This window comes from Streptomyces sp. NPDC111744 (assembly GCF_055634995.1).
Map to the genome: position 1 here is coordinate 64,632 of NZ_JBVKCG010000028.1, position 22,550 is coordinate 87,181.

At 70.4% G+C, this 22,550-nt stretch carries 25 protein-coding genes and 2 pseudogenes; 12 read left to right on the forward strand and 15 right to left on the reverse strand.

Annotation, left to right across the window (positions count from 1 at the left end):
- Positions 1 to 102: 102 nt before the first annotated feature.
- Positions 103 to 1,236 carry a zinc-dependent metalloprotease gene (locus ACZ7OO_RS38175; RefSeq protein WP_471512062.1) on the reverse strand — a complete coding sequence of 378 codons (1,134 nt, stop codon included), beginning with the start codon at positions 1,234 to 1,236 and terminating at the stop codon, positions 103 to 105.
- A gap of 116 nt (positions 1,237 to 1,352) precedes the next feature.
- The gene (gene dacB / locus ACZ7OO_RS38180; RefSeq protein ID WP_471512063.1) at positions 1,353 to 2,996 is read right to left on the reverse strand and encodes a D-alanyl-D-alanine carboxypeptidase/D-alanyl-D-alanine endopeptidase; all 1,644 of its coding nucleotides are present in this window, start codon (positions 2,994 to 2,996) and stop codon (positions 1,353 to 1,355) included.
- 79 nt (positions 2,997 to 3,075) lie between these two features.
- Between dacB and ACZ7OO_RS38185 the strand changes: the two genes are divergently transcribed.
- Entirely contained in the window at positions 3,076 to 3,567 is a 492-nt protein-coding gene (locus ACZ7OO_RS38185) for an inorganic diphosphatase (RefSeq protein WP_352225761.1), read from the forward strand.
- 120 nt (positions 3,568 to 3,687) lie between these two features.
- Positions 3,688 to 5,343, forward strand: a complete 1,656-nt coding sequence (locus ACZ7OO_RS38190) for a threonine/serine exporter family protein (RefSeq protein ID WP_471512064.1) — start codon at positions 3,688 to 3,690, stop codon at positions 5,341 to 5,343.
- 94 nt (positions 5,344 to 5,437) lie between these two features.
- Here the strand turns inward: ACZ7OO_RS38190 and ACZ7OO_RS38195 are convergent, their stop codons facing one another.
- Positions 5,438 to 6,577: a DedA family protein gene (locus ACZ7OO_RS38195; RefSeq protein ID WP_471512065.1), complete on the reverse strand. Its 1,140-nt coding sequence runs from the start codon at positions 6,575 to 6,577 to the stop codon at positions 5,438 to 5,440.
- A 140-nt stretch (positions 6,578 to 6,717) separates the two neighbouring features.
- Between ACZ7OO_RS38195 and ACZ7OO_RS38200 the strand changes: the two genes are divergently transcribed.
- A complete protein-coding gene (locus ACZ7OO_RS38200; RefSeq protein ID WP_471512066.1) occupies positions 6,718 to 7,083 on the forward strand; it encodes a YbjQ family protein in 366 nt (121 codons plus the stop codon).
- 5 nt (positions 7,084 to 7,088) lie between these two features.
- Here the strand turns inward: ACZ7OO_RS38200 and ACZ7OO_RS38205 are convergent, their stop codons facing one another.
- Complete coding sequence (locus ACZ7OO_RS38205) at positions 7,089 to 7,850, reverse strand: MerR family transcriptional regulator (RefSeq protein ID WP_471512067.1); 762 nt, start codon at positions 7,848 to 7,850, stop codon at positions 7,089 to 7,091.
- A 128-nt stretch (positions 7,851 to 7,978) separates the two neighbouring features.
- On the opposite strand from ACZ7OO_RS38205, the gene ACZ7OO_RS38210 reads away from it, so the two are divergent.
- Positions 7,979 to 9,097, forward strand: coding sequence for an ion channel protein (locus ACZ7OO_RS38210; protein ID WP_471512068.1), 1,119 nt, complete (start codon positions 7,979 to 7,981; stop codon positions 9,095 to 9,097).
- Between the two features lie 32 nt (positions 9,098 to 9,129).
- On the forward strand, positions 9,130 to 10,539 hold the full coding sequence (locus tag ACZ7OO_RS38215; RefSeq protein WP_471512069.1) for a glutamate decarboxylase: 1,410 nt from the start codon (positions 9,130 to 9,132) through the stop codon (positions 10,537 to 10,539).
- A gap of 79 nt (positions 10,540 to 10,618) precedes the next feature.
- Here the strand turns inward: ACZ7OO_RS38215 and ACZ7OO_RS38220 are convergent, their stop codons facing one another.
- The 3 genes from ACZ7OO_RS38220 to ACZ7OO_RS38230 form a co-directional block, all read right to left on the reverse strand.
- A complete protein-coding gene (locus tag ACZ7OO_RS38220; RefSeq protein ID WP_471512070.1) occupies positions 10,619 to 11,158 on the reverse strand; it encodes a DinB family protein in 540 nt (179 codons plus the stop codon).
- A 109-nt stretch (positions 11,159 to 11,267) separates the two neighbouring features.
- Positions 11,268 to 12,728: an aldehyde dehydrogenase family protein gene (locus ACZ7OO_RS38225; RefSeq protein ID WP_471512071.1), complete on the reverse strand. Its 1,461-nt coding sequence runs from the start codon at positions 12,726 to 12,728 to the stop codon at positions 11,268 to 11,270.
- Between the two features lie 158 nt (positions 12,729 to 12,886).
- A complete protein-coding gene (locus tag ACZ7OO_RS38230; protein WP_471512090.1) occupies positions 12,887 to 13,711 on the reverse strand; it encodes a helix-turn-helix domain-containing protein in 825 nt (274 codons plus the stop codon).
- Positions 13,712 to 14,066: 355 nt separating this feature from the next.
- Here ACZ7OO_RS38230 and ACZ7OO_RS38235 point away from each other — a divergent pair, with 355 nt between their 5' ends.
- Positions 14,067 to 14,546, forward strand: a complete 480-nt coding sequence (locus ACZ7OO_RS38235; RefSeq protein ID WP_471512072.1) for an ATP-binding protein — start codon at positions 14,067 to 14,069, stop codon at positions 14,544 to 14,546.
- 90 nt (positions 14,547 to 14,636) lie between these two features.
- Here the strand turns inward: ACZ7OO_RS38235 and ACZ7OO_RS38240 are convergent, their stop codons facing one another.
- From ACZ7OO_RS38240 to rpmG, 7 genes and pseudogenes are all read right to left on the reverse strand, one after another.
- Positions 14,637 to 14,906: a DUF397 domain-containing protein gene (locus tag ACZ7OO_RS38240; protein ID WP_352225752.1), complete on the reverse strand. Its 270-nt coding sequence runs from the start codon at positions 14,904 to 14,906 to the stop codon at positions 14,637 to 14,639.
- A 197-nt stretch (positions 14,907 to 15,103) separates the two neighbouring features.
- Entirely contained in the window at positions 15,104 to 15,553 is a 450-nt protein-coding gene (locus ACZ7OO_RS38245) for an SRPBCC family protein (protein ID WP_471512073.1), read from the reverse strand.
- Positions 15,550 to 15,777, reverse strand: a pseudogene (locus ACZ7OO_RS38250) (ArsR/SmtB family transcription factor); the annotation flags it as partial. The gene ACZ7OO_RS38245 and the pseudogene ACZ7OO_RS38250, both read right to left, overlap by 4 nt.
- 19 nt (positions 15,778 to 15,796) lie before the next feature.
- Positions 15,797 to 16,034 (reverse strand): annotated as a pseudogene (gene rpsR, locus ACZ7OO_RS38255) (30S ribosomal protein S18).
- Between the two features lie 7 nt (positions 16,035 to 16,041).
- Positions 16,042 to 17,247 (reverse strand): CobW family GTP-binding protein, encoded by a 1,206-nt coding sequence (locus ACZ7OO_RS38260; protein WP_471512074.1) that lies wholly within the window; start codon positions 17,245 to 17,247, stop codon positions 16,042 to 16,044.
- Positions 17,247 to 17,498, reverse strand: coding sequence for a type B 50S ribosomal protein L31 (locus tag ACZ7OO_RS38265; protein ID WP_352225747.1), 252 nt, complete (start codon positions 17,496 to 17,498; stop codon positions 17,247 to 17,249). The genes ACZ7OO_RS38260 and ACZ7OO_RS38265 overlap by 1 nt, the downstream gene beginning before the upstream one ends.
- 9 nt (positions 17,499 to 17,507) lie before the next feature.
- On the reverse strand, positions 17,508 to 17,672 hold the full coding sequence (rpmG, locus tag ACZ7OO_RS38270; RefSeq protein WP_471512075.1) for a 50S ribosomal protein L33: 165 nt from the start codon (positions 17,670 to 17,672) through the stop codon (positions 17,508 to 17,510).
- A gap of 64 nt (positions 17,673 to 17,736) precedes the next feature.
- Here rpmG and rpmB point away from each other — a divergent pair, with 64 nt between their 5' ends.
- The 4 genes from rpmB (at position 17,737) to ACZ7OO_RS38290 (ending at position 19,748) form a co-directional block, all read left to right on the forward strand.
- The gene (gene rpmB / locus ACZ7OO_RS38275; protein ID WP_471512076.1) at positions 17,737 to 17,973 is read left to right on the forward strand and encodes a 50S ribosomal protein L28; all 237 of its coding nucleotides are present in this window, start codon (positions 17,737 to 17,739) and stop codon (positions 17,971 to 17,973) included.
- Positions 17,974 to 17,991: 18 nt separating this feature from the next.
- Positions 17,992 to 18,297, forward strand: a complete 306-nt coding sequence (gene rpsN / locus ACZ7OO_RS38280; RefSeq protein WP_352225746.1) for a 30S ribosomal protein S14 — start codon at positions 17,992 to 17,994, stop codon at positions 18,295 to 18,297.
- A gap of 186 nt (positions 18,298 to 18,483) precedes the next feature.
- Positions 18,484 to 19,059, forward strand: a complete 576-nt coding sequence (locus tag ACZ7OO_RS38285) for a hypothetical protein (protein WP_471512091.1) — start codon at positions 18,484 to 18,486, stop codon at positions 19,057 to 19,059.
- A gap of 164 nt (positions 19,060 to 19,223) precedes the next feature.
- Positions 19,224 to 19,748, forward strand: coding sequence for a DUF4232 domain-containing protein (locus tag ACZ7OO_RS38290; RefSeq protein WP_471512077.1), 525 nt, complete (start codon positions 19,224 to 19,226; stop codon positions 19,746 to 19,748).
- Between the two features lie 38 nt (positions 19,749 to 19,786).
- Here ACZ7OO_RS38290 and ACZ7OO_RS38295 read toward each other — a convergent pair whose 3' ends face one another.
- On the reverse strand, positions 19,787 to 20,917 hold the full coding sequence (locus tag ACZ7OO_RS38295; protein ID WP_471512078.1) for a DUF2786 domain-containing protein: 1,131 nt from the start codon (positions 20,915 to 20,917) through the stop codon (positions 19,787 to 19,789).
- A gap of 204 nt (positions 20,918 to 21,121) precedes the next feature.
- Here ACZ7OO_RS38295 and ACZ7OO_RS38300 point away from each other — a divergent pair, with 204 nt between their 5' ends.
- A complete protein-coding gene (locus tag ACZ7OO_RS38300; protein ID WP_471512079.1) occupies positions 21,122 to 21,724 on the forward strand; it encodes a LysE family translocator in 603 nt (200 codons plus the stop codon).
- Positions 21,725 to 21,727: 3 nt separating this feature from the next.
- Positions 21,728 to 22,537, forward strand: a complete 810-nt coding sequence (locus tag ACZ7OO_RS38305; RefSeq protein WP_471512080.1) for a Clp protease N-terminal domain-containing protein — start codon at positions 21,728 to 21,730, stop codon at positions 22,535 to 22,537.
- Positions 22,538 to 22,550 lie beyond the last annotated feature (13 nt).

Genomic DNA, 22,550 nt, shown 5'->3' on the forward strand with positions numbered 1-22,550 from the left:
AGCATCGCACGCCTACCCATCGCTCACGGTCCCTCGGACGGGTGATTGGAGGGGCGTTCGCCTGCCGTATGCAGGATCCGATTCACCACAACCCCCGTCGGTTCACGACTCGGCCTTGCGGTGCACCCGAGCGACCCAGTCCGCCGGTTTGGCGATCTCGGCCTTGGTCGGCAGGGTGTTCGGGGAGGTCCACACCCGGTTGAAGCCGTCCATGCCGACCTGCTCGACGACGGCCCGCACAAAGCGCTCGCCGTCCCGGTACTGCCGGAGTTTGGCGTCCAGGCCGAGCAGCTTGCGCAGGGTCATGTCCAGCCGGGAGGCGCCCTTGGCACGCCGCTGCTGGAACTTCTCGCGGATCTCGGCGACGGTCGGTACGACCGCCGGCCCCACCCCGTCCATGACGAAGTCGGCGTGGCCCTCCAGGAGGGACATCACGGCGGTGAGCCGGCCGAGGATCTCGCGCTGGGCCGGGGTCTGCACCAGTTCGACGAACGACCGACCGCCGTCGTCCTCCTCGGCCTCCGGGCGGCCCCCGGCGAGGGACTGGGCGGCGTCCCGGACGCGTTCGAGGACGGTCATCGGGTCGACGTCGGTCTCCGACAGGAACGCCTGGATCTCGCCCTCCAGATGGGCGCGCAGCCAGGGCACCGCCGTGAACTGGGTGCGGTGCGTCTCCTCGTGCAGGCACACCCACAGGCGGAAGTCGTGGGGCTGCACGTCGAGTTCGCGCTCCACATGGACGATGTTCGGGGCGACCAGCAGCAGCCGTCCGCCGCCGTGCTCGTCCGCGGGAAGGTCGCGGGAGGCGGGAGCGAAGGTCTCGTACTGGCCGAGGACCCGGGAGGACAGGAACGACAGCAGCATGCCGAGTTCCACGCCGGTGACCTTGCCGCCCACCGCACCGAGGACCGCGCCGCCCGGACTGCCGGCCCGCCGCTCCTGCATCTTGTCCAGCAGCGGCTTGAGGAGTTCCCGGAACCCGGCGACGTTCGCCTTCACCCAGCCCGGGCGGTCCACCACCAGGACGGGGGTGTCGAAGACGTCGTCGTTCCCCATACGAGTGAAGCCCCGGACGTGTTCCTCCGAGGCCTTCGCGTGCCGCCGCAGCTCCGCGACGATGGCCCGGGCCTCGTCGCGGCTCACCTCGGGGCCCGGCCGCACCAGCCGGGTCGCGGTCGCCACCGCGAGATTCCAGTCGACCATCCCAGAAGAAGCAGCGCCACCGATGCTCGTCATGCGTCAACCGTACGTTAGCGCTCCCACTTGAGGCAGGCCGTGGAGGTTGGTGAGGGTGCGGCTGGTTTGTGCGGTGGGTGGGGTCGGTGGTGCTTGCGTCGGCATGGACGGGGCGTTCACAGGCCCGCAAGCGCCGTCGCCGTCCGGTCCAGTGCCGCCTGGGCCGCCGGCGGGCTCGTGGTGTTCGCCGCGAGGAAGGCGAACACCAGCAGGCGCCCGTCCTTGTCGACGACCGTGCCCGCCAGGGTGTTGACGCCGGTCAGGGTGCCCGTCTTCGCGCGTACGACGCCTGCCGCGCCGTCCGTGTAACGGCTGGTCAGGGTGCCCGTGAAGCCGGCGACGGGCAGGCCGGTGAGGACCGGGCGCAGGCCCGGCCGGTCCGCGTCGGCGGCCTTGACGAGCAGGGCGGTGAGGAGGTTCGCCGTCAGCCGGTCGTCACGGTTCAGGCCGCTGCCGTCGTGGAAGGCGGCGCCGGTCATCGGCAGGCCCAGCTTGGTCAGTTGGGCGCGGATCGCGGCCGCTCCCCCGGCGAAACTCGCCGGCTCGCCGCTCGCCAGCGCCGTCTGGCGGGCCAGGGCCTCGGCGATGTCGTTGTCGCTGTTGGTCAGCATGCGCTCGACGATCGAGGACAGCGGGGGCGAGGAGACGGTGGCGAGGGTGTCGGCCCGGCTGCTCGCCTTGGAGGTGCCGGGCGACGAGGTTTTGATGCCGGCCTCCGCCAGGAAGCCGGCGAACTTCTGTGCCGCGTCGGCCGCCGGGTCGCTCACCCGGACCGCCGGGCCGTTGCTGGAGCCGTCGGTGCGGGCCTCGTCGGCCATGAGCGGGCTCACGCGCGCGAGGTTGTCGTTCGCGCCGATGGGGTGCAGGTCGGGGCCGGTGTAGAGCGTGGTGTCGTACGAGAGGGTGATCTGTTTGATGCCCCGCGCGGTCAGCGATCCGGCCGTCTCGGTGGCGAGGATGCGCAGACTGGCCCATTCACCCGCGTCCTTGCGGGCGGTCAGGGTCGGGTCGCCGCCGCCGACCAGGACGACCTCCCTGGTGCCGGGTTCGAGGGCCACGCGTGTGGTGATGCGGTGGTCGGGGCCGAGGGCGGAGAGTGCGGCCACGGCGGTGGCGATCTTGGTGGTGGAGGCGGGAGTGAGGGCCGTGTCGGCGCCGGAGCCGTAGAGGCGCCTGCCCGTGGCCACGTCGACGACCACGGCGGTGCGGGTGCTGCCGAGCGCCGAGTCGCGCAGGAGGGGCCCCAGGAGGTCCGTGAGGGCCGTTCCGGAGATTCCCTCGGGTGCTCCGGTCGGCGCCGACTTCACGGTGTTCGTGGCACCGCGCAGGCCCGTCAGGACGGATCCGGCGCTGGGCGCGGGGCTGGGTTCTCCCGCGGCGGTGCCGGAACCGTGATCTGCACCACCCGTCCGCTCCAGGGCGACAGCCCGGTCCCGCTCGGCCGTACGCTGACCGTTGGCGTCCCAGGGGCCCGCCGCGGTCACCGCACCGGCGGCCAGCGCGAGCCCCACCGTGGCGGCGCCCGCGGTGTACTGCCAGGTCCTGAAGGTCCGAGGACGAGGGGGGCGGACCAGGGTGGCCAGCCGGGATCCCGTCGCGCGCGTGATGCGGGCCAGCCGCGGCCCGACTGCCCGAGCCGCCCTTGTGACCTGTGGTTTCGTGGCGGTCACCACGCGTGCCAGACGCGGTCGCACGGCACCCGCGATCTTCCGCACACGCGGTTTCGCGGACTGCCAAGGCCTCAGCTCTGGCACGACCACCAGCCCCTTTCGCGATCACACACCTGCGTGAGGGACACTTAACCATCAGAACTATGTGTTGATCATGGAGGAGCCACCGGTGGAGTTCGACGTCACGATCGAGATCCCGAAGGGTTCGCGGAACAAGTACGAGGTGGACCACGAGACCGGTCGGATCCGCCTGGACCGTCGTCTCTTCACCTCGACCAGCTACCCGGCCGACTACGGCTTCGTCGAGAACACCCTCGGCGAGGACGGCGACCCGCTGGACGCGCTGGTCATCCTGGAGGAGCCGACCTTTCCCGGCTGCCTCATCAAGTGCCGCGTCATCGGCATGTTCCGGATGACCGACGAGGCCGGCGGCGACGACAAGCTGCTGTGCGTCCCGGCGTCCGACCCTCGTGTGGAGCACCTGCGGGACATCCACCACGTGTCGGAGTTCGACCGCCTGGAGATCCAGCACTTCTTCGAGGTCTACAAGGACCTGGAGCCCGGCAAGTCCGTCGAGGGCGCCAACTGGGTGGGCCGCACCGACGCCGAGGCGGAGATCGAGCGGTCGTACAAGCGCTTCAAGGAGCAGGGCGGTCACTGACCGCGTCCGCGCACGGGAAACGGGCCGCACGCACGCGTGAGGCCCGTTTTTCGTGTCCGCTGTGAGGTCATGCTCATACTGGGGCTCAAGTGAAATTGTCGTTCAGGGAGCGTTACGACGGTGACGGAGGAGGAGGACCGCAAGCCCCGGTCGGACGAGGCGCGGTACGACCCGGAGATCACATCCGAGTTCGCCGTTCCGGCGGGCATCGCCGTCCCCGAGGCCGGCGTCGAGCCTGAGAGCACGTCCGAGTTCGTGGTACCGAAGGGGCTGGCGGCGCCGCAGCCGGCGACCGGCGAGTCGGAGGGCTCGGCGTTCAGCATGCCGAGCACCTTCAGCGCCTACGACGCCCCGGCCGCCTTCACCCCCGCCTCCGGCTTCCCCGCGGTCAGTCTCATCAAGGACGCGTCCTGGCAGGACCGGATGCGCACGATGCTGCGTATGCCGGTGGCCGAGCGGCCGGCGCCGGAGCCGGTGCAGAAGGCCGAGGAGGGCGGGCCGGCCGTCCCGCGCGTGCTCGACCTGACCCTTCGTATCGGGGAGCTGCTGCTGGCGGGCGGCGAGGGCGCGGAGGACGTGGAGGCCGCGATGTTCGCGGTCTGCCGGTCGTACGGCCTGGACCGCTGCGAGCCGAACGTCACCTTCACGCTGCTGGCGATCTCCTACCAGCCCTCGCTCGTCGACGACCCGGTGACGGCGTCCCGGACGGTACGGCGGCGCGGCACCGACTACACGCGTCTGGCCGCCGTCTTCCGGCTCGTGGACGACCTCACCGACCCCGAGACCCATGTCTCCCTTGAGGAGGCCTACCGGCGGCTCGCGGAGATCCGCCGCAACCGGCACCCGTACCCCGGCTGGGCGCTGACCGGGGCGAGCGGACTCCTCGCCGGGGCCGCCTCGGTGCTCGTCGGCGGTGACTTCCTGGTGTTCGTGGCGGCCGCGATCGGCGCAATGCTCGGCGACCGGCTGGCGTGGCTGTGCGCGGGGCGGGGGCTGCCGGAGTTCTACCAGTTCATGATCGCCGCGATGCCGCCGGCCGCGATCGGGGTCGCCTTCGCGCTCGCCCACGTCGATGTCGCGGCGTCCGCGGTCGTCACCGGTGGGCTGTTCGCGCTGCTGCCCGGACGGGCCCTCGTCGCGGGCGTCCAGGACGGCCTCACCGGCTTCTACATCACCGCCTCCGCGCGCCTGCTGGAGGTCATGTACTTCTTCGTCGGCATCGTCATCGGGGTGCTGACGGTCCTGTACTTCGGCGTGAAGCTGGGTGGCCGGCTCAACCCCGACGCGACGCTGATCGGCTCCGAGCGGCCGCTGCTGCAGATCGCCGCGTCGATGGTGCTGTCGCTGACCTTCGCCGTGCTGCTCCAGCAGGAGCGGTCCACCGTGCTGGCCGTGACCCTCAACGGCGGTGTGGCCTGGTGCGTCTACGGTGCGATGCACTACACCGGAGGAATCTCGCCGGTCGCCTCCACGGCCGCGGCGGCCGGCCTGGTGGGCTTGTTCGGGCAGCTGCTGTCGCGGTACCGGTTCGCGTCCGCGCTGCCGTACACGACCGCGGCGATCGGGCCGTTGCTGCCGGGGTCGGCGACCTATTTCGGGCTGTTGTCGATGGCCCAGAACGAGGTCGACAAGGGGTTGGTGTCGTTGGCCAAGGCGGCGTCGCTCGCCATGGCCATCGCCATCGGGGTCAACCTGGGGTCGGAGATCTCGCGGTTGGGGCTGCGGGTCGGTTCGGCCGGGAAGCGGCGGGCCGCGAAGCGGACGCGGGGGTTCTGAGCGCCTGGTGGGCAGGGGTCCCGGGTGGGACGGCGACTGCGGGTGCGTTGTGGTTGCTCGCGCAGTTCCCCGCGCCCTTCCGGGGCGATTTCGCTTACGGCGCTCGGTAGTGGTCCTCGCTGGGCGGGTACTGCTGCTGGCCGTAGCCGTTCTGGCTGTAGCCGCCCTGGCCGTAGTACGGCTGCTGCTGCGGAGGCTGCTGCCCGCCGTACTGCTCCTGCGGAGGCTGCTGCCCGCCGTACGGCTGCTGCTGGGGCTGCCCGCCGTACTGCTCCTGCGGAGGCTGCTGCCCGCCGTACGGCTGCTGCTGGGGCTGCCCGCCGTACTGCTGCTGCTGGGGCTGCCCGCCGTACTGCTCCTGCGGAGGCTGCTGCCCGCCGTACGGCTGCTGCTGGGGCTGCCCGCCGTACTGCTGCTGCTGGGGCTGCCCGCCGTACTGCTCCTGCGGAGGCTGCTGCCCGCCGTACGGCTGCTGCTGGGGCTGCCCGCCGTACTGCTGCTGCGGAGGCTGCTGCCCGCCGTACGTCGGGTCGACCCTGCGGAGCTGGGTCGTCGCGTCGTCCATCACCGGCGGGGCGGGGTGCTGCTGGAACGGCTGCTGGGCCGGCGCCGCCTTCTTGTTCTTCGAGCGGGCCCGCAAGAATTCGATGATGATCGGGATCACCGAGACGAGGACGATGAGGATCAGGATCGCCTCGATGTTGTTCTTGACGAAGCCGATCTTGCCGAGCCAGGAGCCGAGCAGGGTGACACCGGCGCCCCAGAGGACACCGCCGATGACGTTGAACACCAGGAACGAGCGGTAGGCCATGCCGCTCACACCGGCGATGATCGGCGTGAAGGTGCGGATCACCGGCACGAAGCGGGCCAGGATCAGGGACTTCGGGCCGTGCTTCTCGAAGAACTCGTGCGCCTTGGCGACGTTCTCCTGCTTGAAGAGGCGGGAGTTCGGGCGGTTGAAGAGCGACGGACCGACCTTCTTGCCGAACATGAAGCCCGCCTGGTCGCCGAGTATCGCGGCGACGCAGATCAGGGCGATGGCTCCCCACAGGGGGAAGTCCAGCTGGTTCGAGGTGATCAGCAGGCCGCAGGTGAACAGGAGGGAGTCACCGGGGAGGAAGAAGCCGATCAAGAGGCCCGACTCCGCGAAGACGACCAGGAGCAGGCCCCAGATGCCGAACGAGTCGAGAAGTTGGTTCGGATCCAGCCAGCTCGGGCCGAGGGCAAGCGTCATAACGGTTCCGGGCTCCTGAGGGTGGGGGCACTACGGCGTCCTGGTGCGGCCGCACAAAGCTATCAACGCATTGTGTCTGCCCCAGGTTCCACCGGTGGATCCAGGATGCACTGTGGCCGGGCTGGGGAAGACCTGTGCACATGGGTATCGAAGAATACGGCGGCGGTCAGGGACCCCGGCCCGATGTGCTGGTGGTCACCACGAACGACGTTCCCGGGTACCGGGTGCGGGAGGTCATCGGCGAGGTCTTCGGGCTGACCGTGCGCTCCCGGCACCTGGGCAGTCAGATCGGCGCGGGTCTGAAGTCGATGATCGGCGGTGAGCTGAAGGGGCTGACGAAAACGCTCGTACAGACCCGCACCCAGGCCATGGAGCGGCTGGTGGAACAGGCACGCGCGCGTGGCGCCAACGCCGTGCTGGCCTTCCGGTTCGATGTGACCGAGGCGGCGGACGCGGGGACCGAGGTGTGCGCGTACGGCACCGCCGTCATCGTCGACAAGGTCTAGCCTAGCTACGCCGTGTGCCGTGCCGCGTTCGCCTCGATCGCCTCCTTCAGGTGCCCGGCCATGCCCGGGGCCATCGAGTCGTAGAACGCCTTGAAGCGCTCGTCGGACATGTACATCCCGGCGAGACCGCGGTGCATCTCGTACGGGCAGTCGTAGAACCAGGTCGAAATGTGCTGCCGGTGCTCCTCGGCCATGTCCATGGCCCGTGCGCCGGTCGGCGGCTCGGCCTCGTTCACCAGGGCGGCGTAACGCTCGCCCCAGTCGTCGACCTCGGCCTTCATGCGCTGCCAGTCGGCCTTGGTGTAGCGGGCGGCCCGGCGCTGCGACTCGGCGTAGGCCTCGGTGCCGCCCCAGCGCTGCTCGGCCTCCTCGGCGTACTGCTCGGGGTCCTTGTCGCCGAAGACCTCGAAGCGTTCCTCGGGGGTGAGGTTGATGCCCATCCTGCGTGCCTCCATGGCGTGCTCCACGGCCGCGGCCATCTTCTGCAGCTTCTCGATCCGGGCGGTCAGCAGGTCGTGCTGGCGGCGCAGATGCGCGCGCGGGTCCGCGTCCGGGTCGTCGAGCAGGGCCGCGACCTCTTCGAGCGGGAAGCCGAGCTCCCGGTAGAACAGGATCCGTTGCAGCCGGTCGAGGTCGGCGTCGCCGTAACGCCGGTGCCCGGCGGGGCTGCGCTCGCCGGGGACCAGCAGGCCGATCTCGTCGTAGTGGTGCAGCGTGCGCACGGTGACGCCGGCGAACGCGGCGACCTGTCCGACGGAGTAGCTCACTTCCGCTCCTTTCCGCGCTCCACCCTGGGTCCTCACGTCACGTGAGGTGCAAGCCCGGTGCGTTGGAGCCGTCTGACGCCCGGTTCATTCAGGATGTTGTGTCGGTTTTGCCCACTTATGGTGGGGCGGTGGCCCAGGACACAGCGCGGCAGGCGCTCCCCACCCCGCCCTCGGCCCCCGCGCGTGCCCTGCTGCCGCTGATCCTGCCCTCCCTCGTCGTCGGCGTCGGCAGCAGCCTGCTGTACCTGCTGGTGAGCTCCCTGGCGGAGCGGTTCCAGCACGTTCTCTGGAACAACCTGCCGGACGCGTTCGGCATCGGGCGGTACTCGGTGCTGTGGATGCTGGTGATGCTGACCGCGCCGATCATCGCGGTGAACGTGGGGCTGGCGCTGTGGCTGGGGAGCCTCGCGATGCCCCGGCTGCCGGGCTCGTTGTGGCCCGCGCTGGCCGACGCGGCGACGCTCGGCGCGATGTTCGGTACGCCGGTGGCGGCGGCCCTGGTGATCTCGGAGGCGTTGGCCGGGAAGCCGCTGAAGGGTGCGCTGTGGGACAACCTCTTCGGGCCGCTGACGGCCGCGGGGGCGGGCGCGATGACGACCGCCCTGGTGGCCCGTCCGACCCTGGACCTCGGGCTGCCCGCGGTCGGCCGGCTGCGCTGGCCCGATCTGCTGTCGGCTCTGGTGATCGCCCCCGTGGCCGCGCTGCTCGGTATGCTCGCCGTCTGCGCCTTCCCATACCTCCACGGGGCCTTCCAGCGCCTCCGGCACCCCATGCTGGCCCTGCCCGCCGGTGGTGTGGTCCTCGGCCTTCTGGGCGCACTGGGCGGCCATCTGACGCTCTTCAAGGGGCTTGACGAGGTCGCGGTCCTGGCGAAGGACCCGGAGCGCTGGTCGGCCGGGCAGTTCGCGGTGATGACGGTCGTGAAGCTGGCCGCGCTGCTCGTGGCCGCGGCCTGCGGCTTCCGCGGTGGCCGGATCTTTCCCTCCGTTTTCATCGGCGCGGGCCTCGGGCTGTGCGCCCATGCCCTGGTGCCGGCCGTCCAGCCCTCGGTGGGCGTGGCGGCAGGCGTGCTGGGCATGCTGTTGGCGATCACCCGACAGGGTTGGGTGAGCCTGTTCACGGCCGCCGTGCTGGTGGCCTCGCCGGTGATCCTCGCCCTGCTGTGCATCGCGTCGCTGCCCGCGTGGCTGCTGGTGACCGGACGACCGAAGATGCAGCTGCGGGCGGACGGCACGCCCCTGCGCTGAACCTTGTGAAACTGCTCTAGGAGGCACCTGTCATGCCGCTCCACAAAGGATCCGGGAAGCACCGAGAGCGACCCATGTCCGTCAACCCGTTCTTCGGTGAGACGAATCCGGTCGCCGGCATGGTGGAGGCCCCTCCCACGCACCGGCTGCCGGACGGCCCGCTGCCGCCCTCGACGGCCTACCAGCTGGTTCACGACGAGCTGATGCTGGACGGCAACGCCCGGCTGAATCTGGCCACTTTCGTCACCACCTGGATGGAGCCGCAGGCCGGGGTCCTGATGGCGGAGTGCAACGACAAGAACATGATCGACAAGGACGAGTACCCGCGCACCGCCGAGCTGGAGCGGCGCTGTGTGGCGATGCTCGCCGACCTGTGGAACGCGCCGGATCCGGCCGGCACGATCGGATGTTCGACGACCGGCTCCAGCGAGGCCTGCATGCTGGCCGGGATGGCGATGAAGCGCCGCTGGGCGCAGCGCAACAGCGACCGCTATCCGGGCACCGCCCGACCGAACCTGATCATGGGGATCAACGTCCAGGTCTGCTGGGAGAAGTTCTGCAACTTCTGGGAGGTGGAGGCCCGGTTCGTACCGATGGAGGGCGACCGTTACCACCTGGACCCGCAGGCAGCCGCCGAGCTGTGCGACGAGAACACCATCGGGGTCGTCGGCATCCTCGGCTCCACCTTCGACGGGTCGTACGAGCCGATCGCCGACCTCTGCGCCGCCCTGGACGCCCTCCAGGAGCGCACCGGCCTCGACATCCCGGTCCACGTGGACGGCGCGTCCGGCGCCATGATCGCGCCCTTCCTCGACGAGAACCTGGTGTGGGACTTCCGCCTGCCGCGGGTGGCGTCGATCAACACCTCAGGGCACAAGTACGGGCTGGTCTACCCGGGCGTCGGCTGGGCGCTGTGGCGCGACAAGGAGGCACTGCCCGAGGAGCTCGTCTTCCGGGTCAACTACCTGGGCGGCGACATGCCCACCTTCGCCCTCAACTTCTCCCGCCCCGGCGCCCAGGTGGTCGCGCAGTACTACACGTTCCTGCGGCTCGGCCGGGACGGCTACCGCGCGGTTCAGCAGGCGTCGCGGGAGGTGGCCACCGGGCTCGCCGAACGCATCGAGGCGCTCGGCGACTTCCGGCTCCTCACCCGGGGCGACGAGCTGCCCGTGTTCGCCTTCACCACCGCCGACCACGTGACGTCGTACGACGTTTTCGACGTCTCCCGGCGGCTGCGCGAGAGCGGCTGGCTGGTGCCGGCGTACACCTTCCCGGCGAACCGGGAGGACCTGTCCGTGCTTCGGGTGGTGTGCCGCAACGGCTTCTCCAAGGACCTGGCCGAGCTGTTCCTCGAGGACCTGATGCGGCTGCTGCCCGAACTACGCCGGCAGCCGCACCTGTTGACCAGGGACAAGGACGCGGCCACCAGCTTCCACCACTAGGGCCTGTCCGGAGGATCAAGTCGCGTGCCAGGGCCCGCGACGCCGGCGTGATCCGCCGGACGCCTCCCCTGGGGGGTGGCTAGGAGGCCTGCTCCAGGGCCACGAGTTCGAAGGCCGTCTTCCCGTCCAGGGACTCGCGGACGATGTCGGCGTGGCCCGCGTGCCGGGCGAGTTCGCGGATCAGGTGGAGGCAGACCCAGCGCATGGAGACCCGGCCCTCCGGGGGGAACCACGGCTGCGGCGGGAGCGGGAAGGTGTCGTCGAGGCTGGGGACGGAGCTGATGAACTTCTCCGTCTCGGCGGCGACCTGCTCCCAGTAGGCGAGTTGCGAGGCCACCGTCTCGGCGCCGACCAGCTGGAAGGTCTCGTGCCAGTTCGACTGGTCCCGCTCCACGGCGGGCGGCTCCTGCTTGGCGCGGGCGATCCAGCTCTGCTCGACCTCGGTGACATGCTTGAGCAGGCCCGCCAGGGACAGCTCGCTCGCGCTCGGCTTGCTCGACGCCTGCTCGTCCGTCAGGCCGAGCAGCGCCCGGCGGATGCCGCCGCGCTGTTCCTCGATGAAGGAGAGCAGTGCTCCGCGCTCGTCGCCCTGTGCTTCCGCGGGAACGTGAGTGACCATGACCGGCCGCCTTTCCTCGGGTCGTGTTGCCCTGACACCGACGAAGCTACGGGCCCAGTAGGACAGATGACGTCCTAATGGGCCCGGAAGTGACCGCCTCTTCGACCGGCTAGAACGGGAAGCCGCTCCGGCCGTGCTGGACCGAGATCCACTTCAGGGTGGTCAAGGACTCCACGGTGGTCTCGCCGTTCAGTCGGCCGAGGCCGGAGTGCTTCTCGCCGCCGAAGGGGACGACGGGCTCGTCGTGGACCGTGCCGTCGTTGACGTGGAACATGCCGGTGTCGATCCGCTTGGCGAAGGACACGCCCCGCTCGATGTCACCGGTGTGGACGGCGCCGCTGAGGCCGTACGGGGTGTCGTTGACGAGGCGTACTGCCTCCTCCTCGCCGTCGAACGGGATGAGGAAGGCGACCGGGCCGAAGACCTCCTGGCGGAGCAGCTCGGAGCCGGCCGGGACGTCGGTGAGGACCGAGGGCTCGACCAGGTTGTCGGTGGTCGTGCCGTGCACCAGGGCCGTGGCGCCCTCGGCGATGGCCTGCTCGACCATGGCCGAGATCGACTCCGCCTGCTGGGAGTTGATCAGGGGGCCGATGATGGTCTGGGGATCGCGCGGGTCGCCGGACTTGAGGGTCTTCACCTTGGCGACGAACTTCTCGGTGAACTCGTCGGCGATCGAGCGGTCGACCAGCACACGGTTGGCGGCCATGCAGACCTGGCCCTGGTGGACGTACCGGCTGAAGACCGCCGCGTCGACCGCGTAGTCGATGTCGGCGTCGTCCAGGACCACCAGCGCGCTGTTGCCGCCCAGTTCGAGCACCGAGCGCTTGAAGAGCGAGGCGCAGACGGTGGCCACGTGGCGGCCGACCTTGTCGGAGCCGGTGAAGGAGATGACCTTCGGGATGGGGTGCTCGATGAAGGCGTCGCCGATCTCCGCGATGTCGGTGACGACGACGTTGAGCAGGCCGCCCGGCAGGCCCGCGTCCTCGAAGAGCTTCGCGACCAGGGCGCCGCCGACGATCGGGGTGTTCTGGTGCGGCTTGAGGACCACGGCGTTGCCGAGGGCGAGCGCCGGGGCGACCGACTTGATCGACAGCAGGAAGGGGAAGTTGAAGGGGCTGATCACGCCCACGACACCGACCGGCACGCGGTAGAGGCGGTTCTCCTTGCCGTCCACCGGGGAGGGCATGATCTTGCCCTCGGGGCGCAGCGCCCACTGGATCGACTCGCGCAGGAACTCCTTGGCGAGGTGCAGCTCGAAGGCGGCCTTCAGATGCGTGCCGCCGAGCTCGGCGATGATCGCCTCGGTGATCTCCGCCTCGCGCTCCTCGATGAGGCGCAGGGCCTTCTCGAAGACGGCACGGCGGGCATAGGGATTGGTGGCGGCCCACTGCTTCTGGGCGCGCGCGGCGGCCTGGTAGGCCTGATCTATCTCCTCGACCGAGGCTATGGTGATCGACGCCAGCTTCTCCCCGTCGTACGGGTTGAAGTCGATGATGTCCCAGGAACCGGTCCCCGGGCGCCACTCACCGTCGATGTACTGCTGGGCCAGGTCGGTGAAATAGGACGACATGTGATCCCTCGATCCCCTGCTGCGTCGGCAGTCGATGCAGACACCCGATCCGCATCCACATCACGGCTGATCACACGTCATCGTACTTGCGTGATTTGGGAGTTGGGACGTCCACCGGCGATCTCCGCGCAGGACCGAGGGAAAACCCTCTGCCGGGCTCAGGAGAGCTGGAGCAGGCCGCGCAGCAGGTCCCGGCTCTCGTCCGGTCCGGGGCTGTCCTGCTGGAGTTCCTTGAGCGCCTGCTCGTACTGGGCGACGTCCTCACGCTTGTCGAGGTAGAGGGCGCTGGTGAGCTGCTCCAGGTAGACCACGTCGGACAGGTCCGACTCCGGGAAGCTCAGGATCGTGAAGGAGCCGCCCTCGCCGGAGTGGCCGCCGAAGCTGAACGGCATGATCTGGAGCCGTACGTTGGACCGCTCCGAGATCTCGACGAGATGCTGGAGCTGACCGCGCATCACCTCACGGCTGCCGTAGGGCCGGCGCAGGGCCGCCTCGTCGAGGACGATGTGGAAGTCGGGGGCGTTTTCGGCCACCAGGTACTTCTGCCGCTCCATGCGCAGGGTGACCCGGCGTTCTATGTCGGCCTCGCCGGCACCCTTCATGCCGCGCCGCACCACGGCGCGCGCGTACTCCTCGGTCTGGAGGAGGCCGTGGACGAACTGCACCTCGTACGCCCGGATCAGATGTGCCGCGCCCTCCAGGCCGACATAGGTGGGGAACCAGCTCGGCAGGACGTCGGAGTAGCTGTGCCACCAGCCCGCCACGTTGGCCTCCCGGGCGAGGGAGATGAGCTGTTCGCGCTCGGCCTCGTCGGTGATGCCGTACAGCGTCAGCAGGTCTTCCACGTCCCTTGTCTTGAAGCTCACCCGGCCCAGCTCCATACGGCTGATCTTCGATTCGGAGGCACGGATCGAGTACCCGGCGGCCTCGCGGGTGATGCCCCGTGCCTCACGCAGCCGCCTGAGTTGCGAGCCGAGCAGCATTCGCCGCACCACCGATCCGGGCTCTCCCGCGCTCACGTTCGCCAGCCTCCCCAACCCGTCTCCAGGGCCCGCAGTCTGCCACTAAAACACTCCGAGCAGTACTCGTCCGGTTACGGAAACGGAAAGCGGACAAAGTCTAAGCACAGGAAGTTGCAAGCAGGTAGTGAGCCAAGCGCGGCAAGTTGGCGGAAAAAATGGCCAACAAGCGGTACGGGAGGGTCCAATTCGGTCGCGTGCACGTGCATCTGCCCTTGCATCTGCTGGGCGCATCCGAAACCATGGTCCCGCGCCACCGCTGCATCGCAACGACCGCGAATACCCGGGAGTGCCTCGCATGGGGACGAATGGATCGACCATGCTCAAGCCATTACGGCAGGGCCTTCCGCCGCTTGATCCCGCGGCCGTGTCCAACGCCGCCTCCTGTGCCCTGCCGGCCCGCTACGAAGCGGTGCGCGAGGCCCGGCTGTTCACCCGGAGAACGCTCGACCAGTGGGATGTCGGCGACCGCTTCGACGACATCTGCCTGGTCGTCTCGGAGCTCGTCACCAACGCCCTGCGGCACGCGGTGCCCGGCGAGTCCGAGCGCCCCGCAGCCCCGCACACGCCGACCGTGCGGCTGCATCTGATGCGGTGGAGCGAGCGGCTGGTGTGCGCGGTGCGCGACCCGAGCCACGACACCCCCGCCCCCAGAGACTCCGACGACTTCTCGGCGGAGTCGGGCCGCGGGCTGTTCCTGGTCGACTCCTTCAGCGACAGCTGGGGCTGGCATCCGCTGGCGGGCGCCCTCAGCGGCAAGGTCGTATGGGCGCTCTTCCGGCTCCAGCCCGCCGAATAGGAAACCCGGCGTCTTCGGACGCCGGGTTTCTACGCGCGTTACTCTGCACAATGCGGTGAATATGCCGAGTTCCTCCTGGTGGGCCCGGCGTCAGCTCGCGATCAGGTGGTCGAACTCACCGTCCTTGACGCCGAGGAGCATCGCCTCGATCTCCGCGCGCGTGTAGACGAGCGCCGGGCCGTCAGGGAAGCGCGAGTTGCGGACCGCCACATCACCGCCCGGCAGCCGCGCGAACTCGACGCAGGAACCCTGCGAGTTGCTGTGCCTGCTCTTCTGCCAGGCCACTCCGTCCAGCTGCGTCGCAGCCATGCCGTTGTACACGTCAAACCCCCCGTACACGCCGTCAACGTCGAGGTCCACAGGTCGCTCCCCGCTGGTGCACTAACTGGCTGATGTGGCCATTGATGCTCTGGTCAACTGATCCGGATCATAGCCCTGTTCACGTGCAGGTGCATGAGCAGATGCACGTGCACGCGCGGTGTTCCTCCGGTTACAGCTTTGACGCACGCTTTACCCAAGCTGCTCCAGCGTCTGCCCCAGAGTTGCCCAGACATGCCTCAGAGTCGCCCAGACATGCGACCGCCAGCCCCGCCCATAATCTTGCGCGCCATCATCTGCGCCGGGTCGTCCGGATCGAACCCTTCGTGCACTAGGAAGAGACGCGTACCGCGGCCCTCGTGTTCCAGCGTCCATGTGAGGGTCCAGTGAGCGAGATTGGCCGGATCGGGATCGAACCACCGGACGGACAGCATCCGCTCCGGGTCGTAGGCGAGAACCTGCACGTCGACGGCGCCGGAGAAGCGGGTGTTGGGACGCGGGACCGATGTCATCCGGTACCGGTGACCGACCTCGAGACGGAAGTTCTCGGCTCCCTGCATCTGCCACTGCACGAGCAGACCGGGCTCCGTGAGGGCGCGCCAGACCTTCTTGGGCGGATGCGGAAGGAACTGGTCCACGCGGATGGTGGTCAGGTCGTCGTCTCCGTCGGAGGGCAGGCCGGTCGTCATGGCCGCTCATCGTCGGGCATGTGGTCGGGCATGCGGTCGAGCAGCGCGCCGAGGTCCTGCAACCGGTCGCGCCAGAACCGCTCGTACGGATGGAGCCAGTGCTGCAGGTCGGCCAGCGGGGCCGCCTCCAGCCGGTAGATGCGCTGCCGGCCCGAGCGCTGCTCGGAGACGAGGCCGGCCTCCCGGAGCACCCTGAGGTGTTCCGAGAGGCTGGGGCGGCGCATGGCGCTATATCGCCGCGCCCTAGCGGGCGACTCCATACGGCAGCAGTGCCATCTCGCGCGCGTTCTTGATCGCCCGGGCCAGCAGTCGCTGCTGCTGGGCGGTGACCCGGGTGACGCGGCGGCTGCGGATCTTCCCCCCGGTCGGAGACGAACTTCCGCAGGAGGTCGGTGTCCTTGTAGTCGATACAGGTCACGCCCGCCTGGTCCAGCGGGTTCGGCCGGTTCTTCGCCGGCTTGCGGTCGGTCGAGCGGGGCATGGCGGGGTCAGACCTCCAGGAGGGTGTCGAAGGCGGGCGGCAGCCGTTTCCAGGCGGCGCGCCCGGCGGCGTACTCGGCATCGGTCAACAGGCAGGACTCCAGCAGCCGTTCGAGCCCGTCGCGGTCGAGGCCGGGGGACGTGAAGACGAGGTGCTGGCAGCAGTCGCCGTGCTCCGGGTGCCAGTCCAGCGCAGCGGCGGCCCGGCGCACCGGCGGGACCAGCTCCCAGGCCGCGTCCGGGAGCGAGGCGAGCCACGGCCCGGCGCTCTCCACACAGAGGGCGCCGCCCGCCGCGTCCCAGTGCAGCAGCACGTCGGGCTTGTCGGCGAGCCAGAACCGGCCCCGGCTGCGGGCGGCCGCGCAGGTCACGTCCTCCAGGGCCGCGTACAGCCGCTCGGGATGGAAGGGCCGCCTGCGGTGCCAGACCAGCGTGGTGACGCCGTGGGCGTCGGCCTCGGCGGGCAGCAGGGCGCAGGCCGGGTGCTGGGCGGCGGCGGCCGCCTCCACGTCGAAGCCGGCGACGGCGGCCCGGGCCAGCGGGGAGTCGGGCGCAGGGCCCGCCGAGTCCCCCGGAACGCCGCCCGGCAGGAGAACTCGGCGGGCTGTCGGGTGGAGCTGCGCCAGCAGCTCGCGGTCCTCGTCGTCGGCCTCCGGAGAGTCGACGACGGCGAGGACGGGGGCGTACTCCAGCTGCCGGGCGAAGGTGTCGGCGACCGTGCGCTGGTCGGTGGCGGCCGCGGCGAGGCCGGTGTCGGCGAGGTCGTCGCCGTTGCCGAGGTACGGCAGCAGGAGCGCCGGGTCCACGGCGGTGATCACACCGGTGACCGTGAGCCCGCCCGCGACGACCACCTCGGCCATCGCCTTGGGCTCGACGGAGTCCCACAGCTCGACGATCGCGAGCCGGTTGACGCCGTCGGCGGCGAGCCTGCGCAGCTCGGGCACCAGGTCCTCGCGCAGGGCACAGCAGGCGCAGTCGTTGACCAGGGGCGTCTCGCCCTCGGACAGCGCGCGGGTGGCGTCCCGGACGGTCCGTACGACCATGCCGTCGGCGGCCGTCGAGAGGTCGTGGTGGAGGACGACGGCGCCGGGGACGTCGGCGAGCAGCCTGGCGACGGTCTGCCTGCGGGCGTCGGCGTGCAGCCCGCCGACGATCACGACGGGGAGCGGGGCGGTGGGGAGCGGGGCGTCGGGGAGCGGGGCGTCGGAGAGCATCAGCCCTGCCGCCTTCCGTACCGCCGCTCGAAGCGCTCCACGCGCCCGGCGGTGTCCAGGACGCGGGCGGTGCCGGTGTAGAAGGGGTGGCTGACGTTCGAGATCTCGACGTCCACCACCGGGTAGGTCTGGCCGTCCTCCCACTCGATCGTCTTCTCGCTCGTCATCGTCGAGCGGGTGAGGAAGGCATGGTTCGCGGCACGGTCACGGAACACGACCGGGCCGTAGGCGGGGTGGATTCCCTTGCGCATGGCGGCGGTTCAGCGCTCCTCTCGGAAGTCGACGTGCCGGCCGGTGACCGGATCGAACTTGCGCAGGGTCATACGGTCCGGGTCGTTCCGGCGGTTCTTGCGGGTCACGTAGGTGTAGCCGGTCCCTGCGGTGGACCGGAGCTTGATGACCGGACGGAGTTCGTTGCGTGCCATGACTGCTACATTACTGAAAATGAATCCCATTAGCACCAGTCTTGGACACGAGAGGTACGTCACCATGTCCGCCCATTGCATGCTGACCGGCTCCCAGCCCGGCTTCGGCAACCGCATCTCGCACTCCCACCGGCGGACCTCCCGCCGCTTCGACCCGAACATCCAGACCAAGCGCTACTGGCTGCCGAGCGAGAGCCGTTACGTACGGCTCCGGCTGAGCGCCCGCGCGGTGAAGACGGTCGACGCGATCGGCGTGGAGGCGGCCGTGGCGCGCATCCGCGCGCGGGGCGTGAAGGTCTGACGGGGGCGAGGCACCGATATGGCGAAGAAGAGCAAGATCGCGAAGAACGAGCGGCGGCAGGAGACCGTCGCCCGGTACGCCGCCCGCCGGGCCGAACTGAAGGAGATCGTCCGACGGCCGTCCAGCACCGAGGCCGAGCGCCTCGCCGCCCAGCGTGAGCTGCGCAGGCAACCGCGCGACGCGAGCGCCACGCGCGTGCGCAACCGCGACCAGGTGGACGGCCGACCGCGCGGCTACTTCCGCACGTTCGGTCTGTCCCGCGTGAATCTGCGGGAGCAGGCCCACAGCGGATACCTGCCTGGCGTACGCAAGTCCTCCTGGTGAGTCCTGGTAGCTTGCCGCTGTCGTTCGGGCGAACGAGCGGCCGACCCCCTAGAGCTTGGGAGCGTTGCGGTGAGCACGGCTACGGCGAGTACGGCTACGACGCGCATGGCTACGGCTTCGGCTGCGCGGCACGCGGAGACGGATGCGGCTGAGGTGCACGCGGAGACTGCGTCGGCCTGGGTGCACATGGAGACTGCTGCGGCTGAGGTGCACACGGAGACGGATGCGGCTGAGGTGCACGCGGAGACTGCTGCGGCGCGTGGCGCATCGGCCGTGCGGCCGGCCGTACGGATCCGGGCCGCCGCCGCGGGGCTGGTGGGCGCGCTCGCTCTGACCGCGTGCAGCAGCAGCGGCGGCTCCGGCGGCGGCTCCTCCACCACCCCGTCGGGCACGTCGTCCGCGGCGGCGACCGCCACGTCCGGATCGGACGGCGCCACGGCCTCGTCCGACGCGCTGCAGGGCAGTTGGATCACCACGAGCGGTGGCAAGATCGTCGCCCTGGTGATCACCGGCAAGCAGGCCGGGCTCTTCGAGACCGGCGGGTCCGTGTGCAGCGGGACCGCCGGTGAGGAGGCCGGGATGCGGATGATCCGCCTCACCTGCGCGGGCGGCAGCAAGGACCGGGTCACCGGAATGGTCGACTCGGTCAGCAAGAGCGGCATGCAGGTCACCTGGTCCGGAAAATCCGGCGAGGAGACCTACACCAAGGCGGAGGGCGGCAAGTTGCCGTCGGGGCTGCCGACGGCCAACCTTGGGCAATAGCGGCAGCAGGGCCGTGTCCGGCGGCTGAGGCGCGCTCCGGCCGGTCGTCGCGGGCCGCTGCGAAGGCGCTGTGAAGGGGTCAAGGGCGGGGGCGGGCGCGCGGCACCCGGGCGGGGGCGTGATGATGCGTGGGACACCGCCACGACCTCGATGGGGATCTGCTCATGCGCGCCATTCCGCTCACCGTCACGGCCCTCGCCGCCGCCCTCGCCCTGACCGCCTGCAACGCCGGCAACGCCGGCAACGCCGGCTCCAGCGGCAAGAACAGCTCGGCCTGCGAGATCGGCAAGGTCTCCGTCCAGGTCGGCTCCGCGAGCGTCGCGCCGGCCGCGGGGGACACCGGGGAGGTGCCGGTGAGCCTCACGAACCAGAGCGCGCCGTGCACGCTGGACGGCTTCGCCGGCGTGACGCTCAAGGCGGGCGGCACCTCGGCGACGGTGCCCACCCAGTCGGGCGCCAAGTCCGACAAGCTCAAGCTCGCCAAGGGCGACTCCGCGACGTTCTCGATCACCTACGTGCGCGCCAAGGACGGCGACAAGGCGAGCCTCGCGGCCACGTCGATGACGGTGTCCCTGCCGGGGAACGACGCGACGCAGAGCTTCCCGTGGAAGTACGGCCCCGTGGCGGGCAAGGGTTCCGCCGACAAGCCGAACGCGACGGTGGGGGCGTTCCAGCAGGCGGGGGACTGATTCTGGGCGGCCGGGCCGGGCTGGGCCGCGCGATGGGCCTAGGGCAGTTGGGCGCGTGAGCGGACCTGGGCCCGGTCCGCTGCTCTCGTGCCCTCTGTCCAGCCTGCCTCATCGGTAACTCCGCGCAGCCGGGTCGTGGTGGTCTGCGGGAACATCCGCTCCATGCGGTCGGTCACGGCCATCTCCCTCGTGGCCAGGACCGGCAGCAGGTCCTGGGGCGCCTCGGTCTCGGTGACGGCCGCCCGCGCGGCGGCCGTCAGCCGGTCACCGACCCGGTGGGCGTACGCCGCCAGGAAGGACTGGCGGAACGCCTTCGTACGCTTCCGGCCGCCCGCCCGCTGCGCCGCCTCCGCCTTCGTCATCGCGTGCGTGGCCTGCACCAGCAGCGAGGTGTAGAGCAGCTCGACCGCCTCCAGGTCCGCCTCGAAGCCGACGACCGTGGAGAAGGCCAGCGGCTCGTTCCACACCGCCCGGCAGTGGTTGGCCGTGGCGACCGCGTCCAGCAGCACCGCCTTGGCCTGCTCGTACGGCGGCTCGACCCCGATCCTGCAGGCCCCGGGCGCGTCCGGCGCGGGCGCCCCCACGGCCAGCAGCGCCTCGTCGACGCTGTGCCGGGTCATCAGCTCCTGCGCCTTGGCGCTGAGCGCCTCCGCCTCCTCCGGGTAGCCGGTCGCCTCGGCCTTGGCGAGCAGCGCGCGGATCCGGGTGAGCATGCGGGACTCCGGCCGGTGCGCGTCCGCGCGGGGCCCGGGGTCGTCCAGGGGCTCCAGGGTGGGCAGCCGCAACAGCAGCCGGTACAGCTCCAGGACGGCGGTGGCGTGCGAGAAACGGTCGCCCACGCGAGCGTGGCCCTCCGGCAGTGCGTCCAGCTGCGCCTTCCAGCGGGGGCCGCGCGGCCGGTCGTCCGGCGCCTGCGCCCGGATCAGCCCGGCGGCCAGCCGGACGTGCGGGTCGTCCAGCTCGCGCCGCACCAGTCGTACGACGTCGGCGGGCTGCCAGCCGCGCCGCCAGGCCGCCGCGAGGAACTCCCGGCCCCGGCGCCCGAGTTCCGTGTCCGCGCCGGCATCGGCCGCGAGGAGGGACGCTCCCGTGTCGAGGCCGGAGTCGGTGCCGTCGTACAGGGCGCTCTGGAAGGCGCGGTCGACGGTGCTGGGCTGGCTGCTGGTCACATGTCGATCGTGCCACGCGGCACCGACAGCGTTTCAGCGGCCGTCCACACCCTGTGGACAACCGTCCGGCGGCCGTCATCTCAGGCACCGGAATTCGCTCGCACGCGCGCGTAGCCGCCCGGAGCATGGCCGGCACGGTGGACATATCTCTACGCGGCCTTCCTCGTCGCCGCCTTCGCGCTCTGTGTCACTCCTGACCCGGACATGATGTTCATAGTGGCGGTCGGCGCCCGGGGCGGCCCCCTGACCGGGGTGACCGCCGCCGTGGGCGTCGCGTGCGCGATGTTCGTTCACTCGATGGCCGCCGCGCTCGGCCTGTCGGCCCTCTTCCTGACCCTGCCGACGCTGTACCACGTGCCGCGCTGGGCGGGCGCGGCCTGTCTGCTGTACCTGGCCGTCAAGGCGTTCCGGAGCGGCGGCGGTCCGGTCGGGGCGGGCGGTACGGCGGACTCGGGGCGGCGGCGGGCCTTCTGGCGGGACGCCGTCACCAACCTGCTCCACCCCAAGGTGATCCTCTTCAACGTCTCCTTCCTCCCACAGTTCGTGAACCCCGAACTGGGGCGTGCGGGCGAGCAGTTCCTCCTCCTGGGCAGCACGATCACGGTGATGGGCGTCTTCGTCGACGGCTCGGTCGGACTGCTCTCCGGCAAGCTCGGCGCGCTGCTCGCCCGCAGCCGGAGGGTGTCCCGGGGGCTGGACTACTTCAGCGGGACGGTGTTCGGGGGGCTGACGGTCCGGTTGGCGGCAGCCCCGGAACAGTGGTGTCAACCGATGGTTGACATCCTCAAGCTGTCAACTTACGGTTGACACATGGCGACCAACCCGAACATCACGGCATCCGTACGCCTCGACGACCTCATCGCGGCGATCAAGACGGTCCACCCCGAACCCCTCGACCAGCTCCAGGACGCGGTGATCGCCGCCGATCACCTGGGCGACGTGGCCGACCACCTGATCGGTCACTTCGTCGACCAGGCCCGGCGTTCGGGCGCGTCCTGGACCGAGATCGGCAAGAGCATGGGCGTGACCCGACAGGCGGCCCAGAAGCGCTTCGTGACCAAGGAGTCGACCGACCTCGACCCCAGCCAGGGCTTCAGCCGCTACACCCCGCGCGCGAAGAACGCGGTCATGGCGGCCCACAACGAGGCACTCGCGGCACGCAACCCCGAGGGCCGCCCCGAGCACCTGGTCCTCGGCCTCCTGTCCGAGCCGGACGGCATCGCGGCGAAGGCGATCCTCGCGCAGGGCGTCCTGCTGGACACCGTGCGCCAGGCGGCAACGGCCGCCCTCCCGCCGGCCGCGGAGAACGTCCCCGACCTCATCCCTTACGGCCCGGAGGCCAAGAAGGCCCTCGAACTCACCTTCCGCGAGGCCCTGCGCCTCGGCCACAACTACATCGGCACCGAACACCTGCTGCTGGCCCTCCTGGAACACGAGAACGGCGAGGGCGTCCTCAACGGACTCGGCATCACCAAGCCGGCGGCCGAGGAGTACATCGCCAAGGCGCTGGGCGTGTGGATGGAACAGCGGAACGCGGTGACGGAGGCAGCGGGCGCGGCGGAGACGGACGAGACGAAGGCGGAGGGGACGCGGGGGGTGAAGGAGGAGGGGACGGGCTGAGCGGGGGGCGACG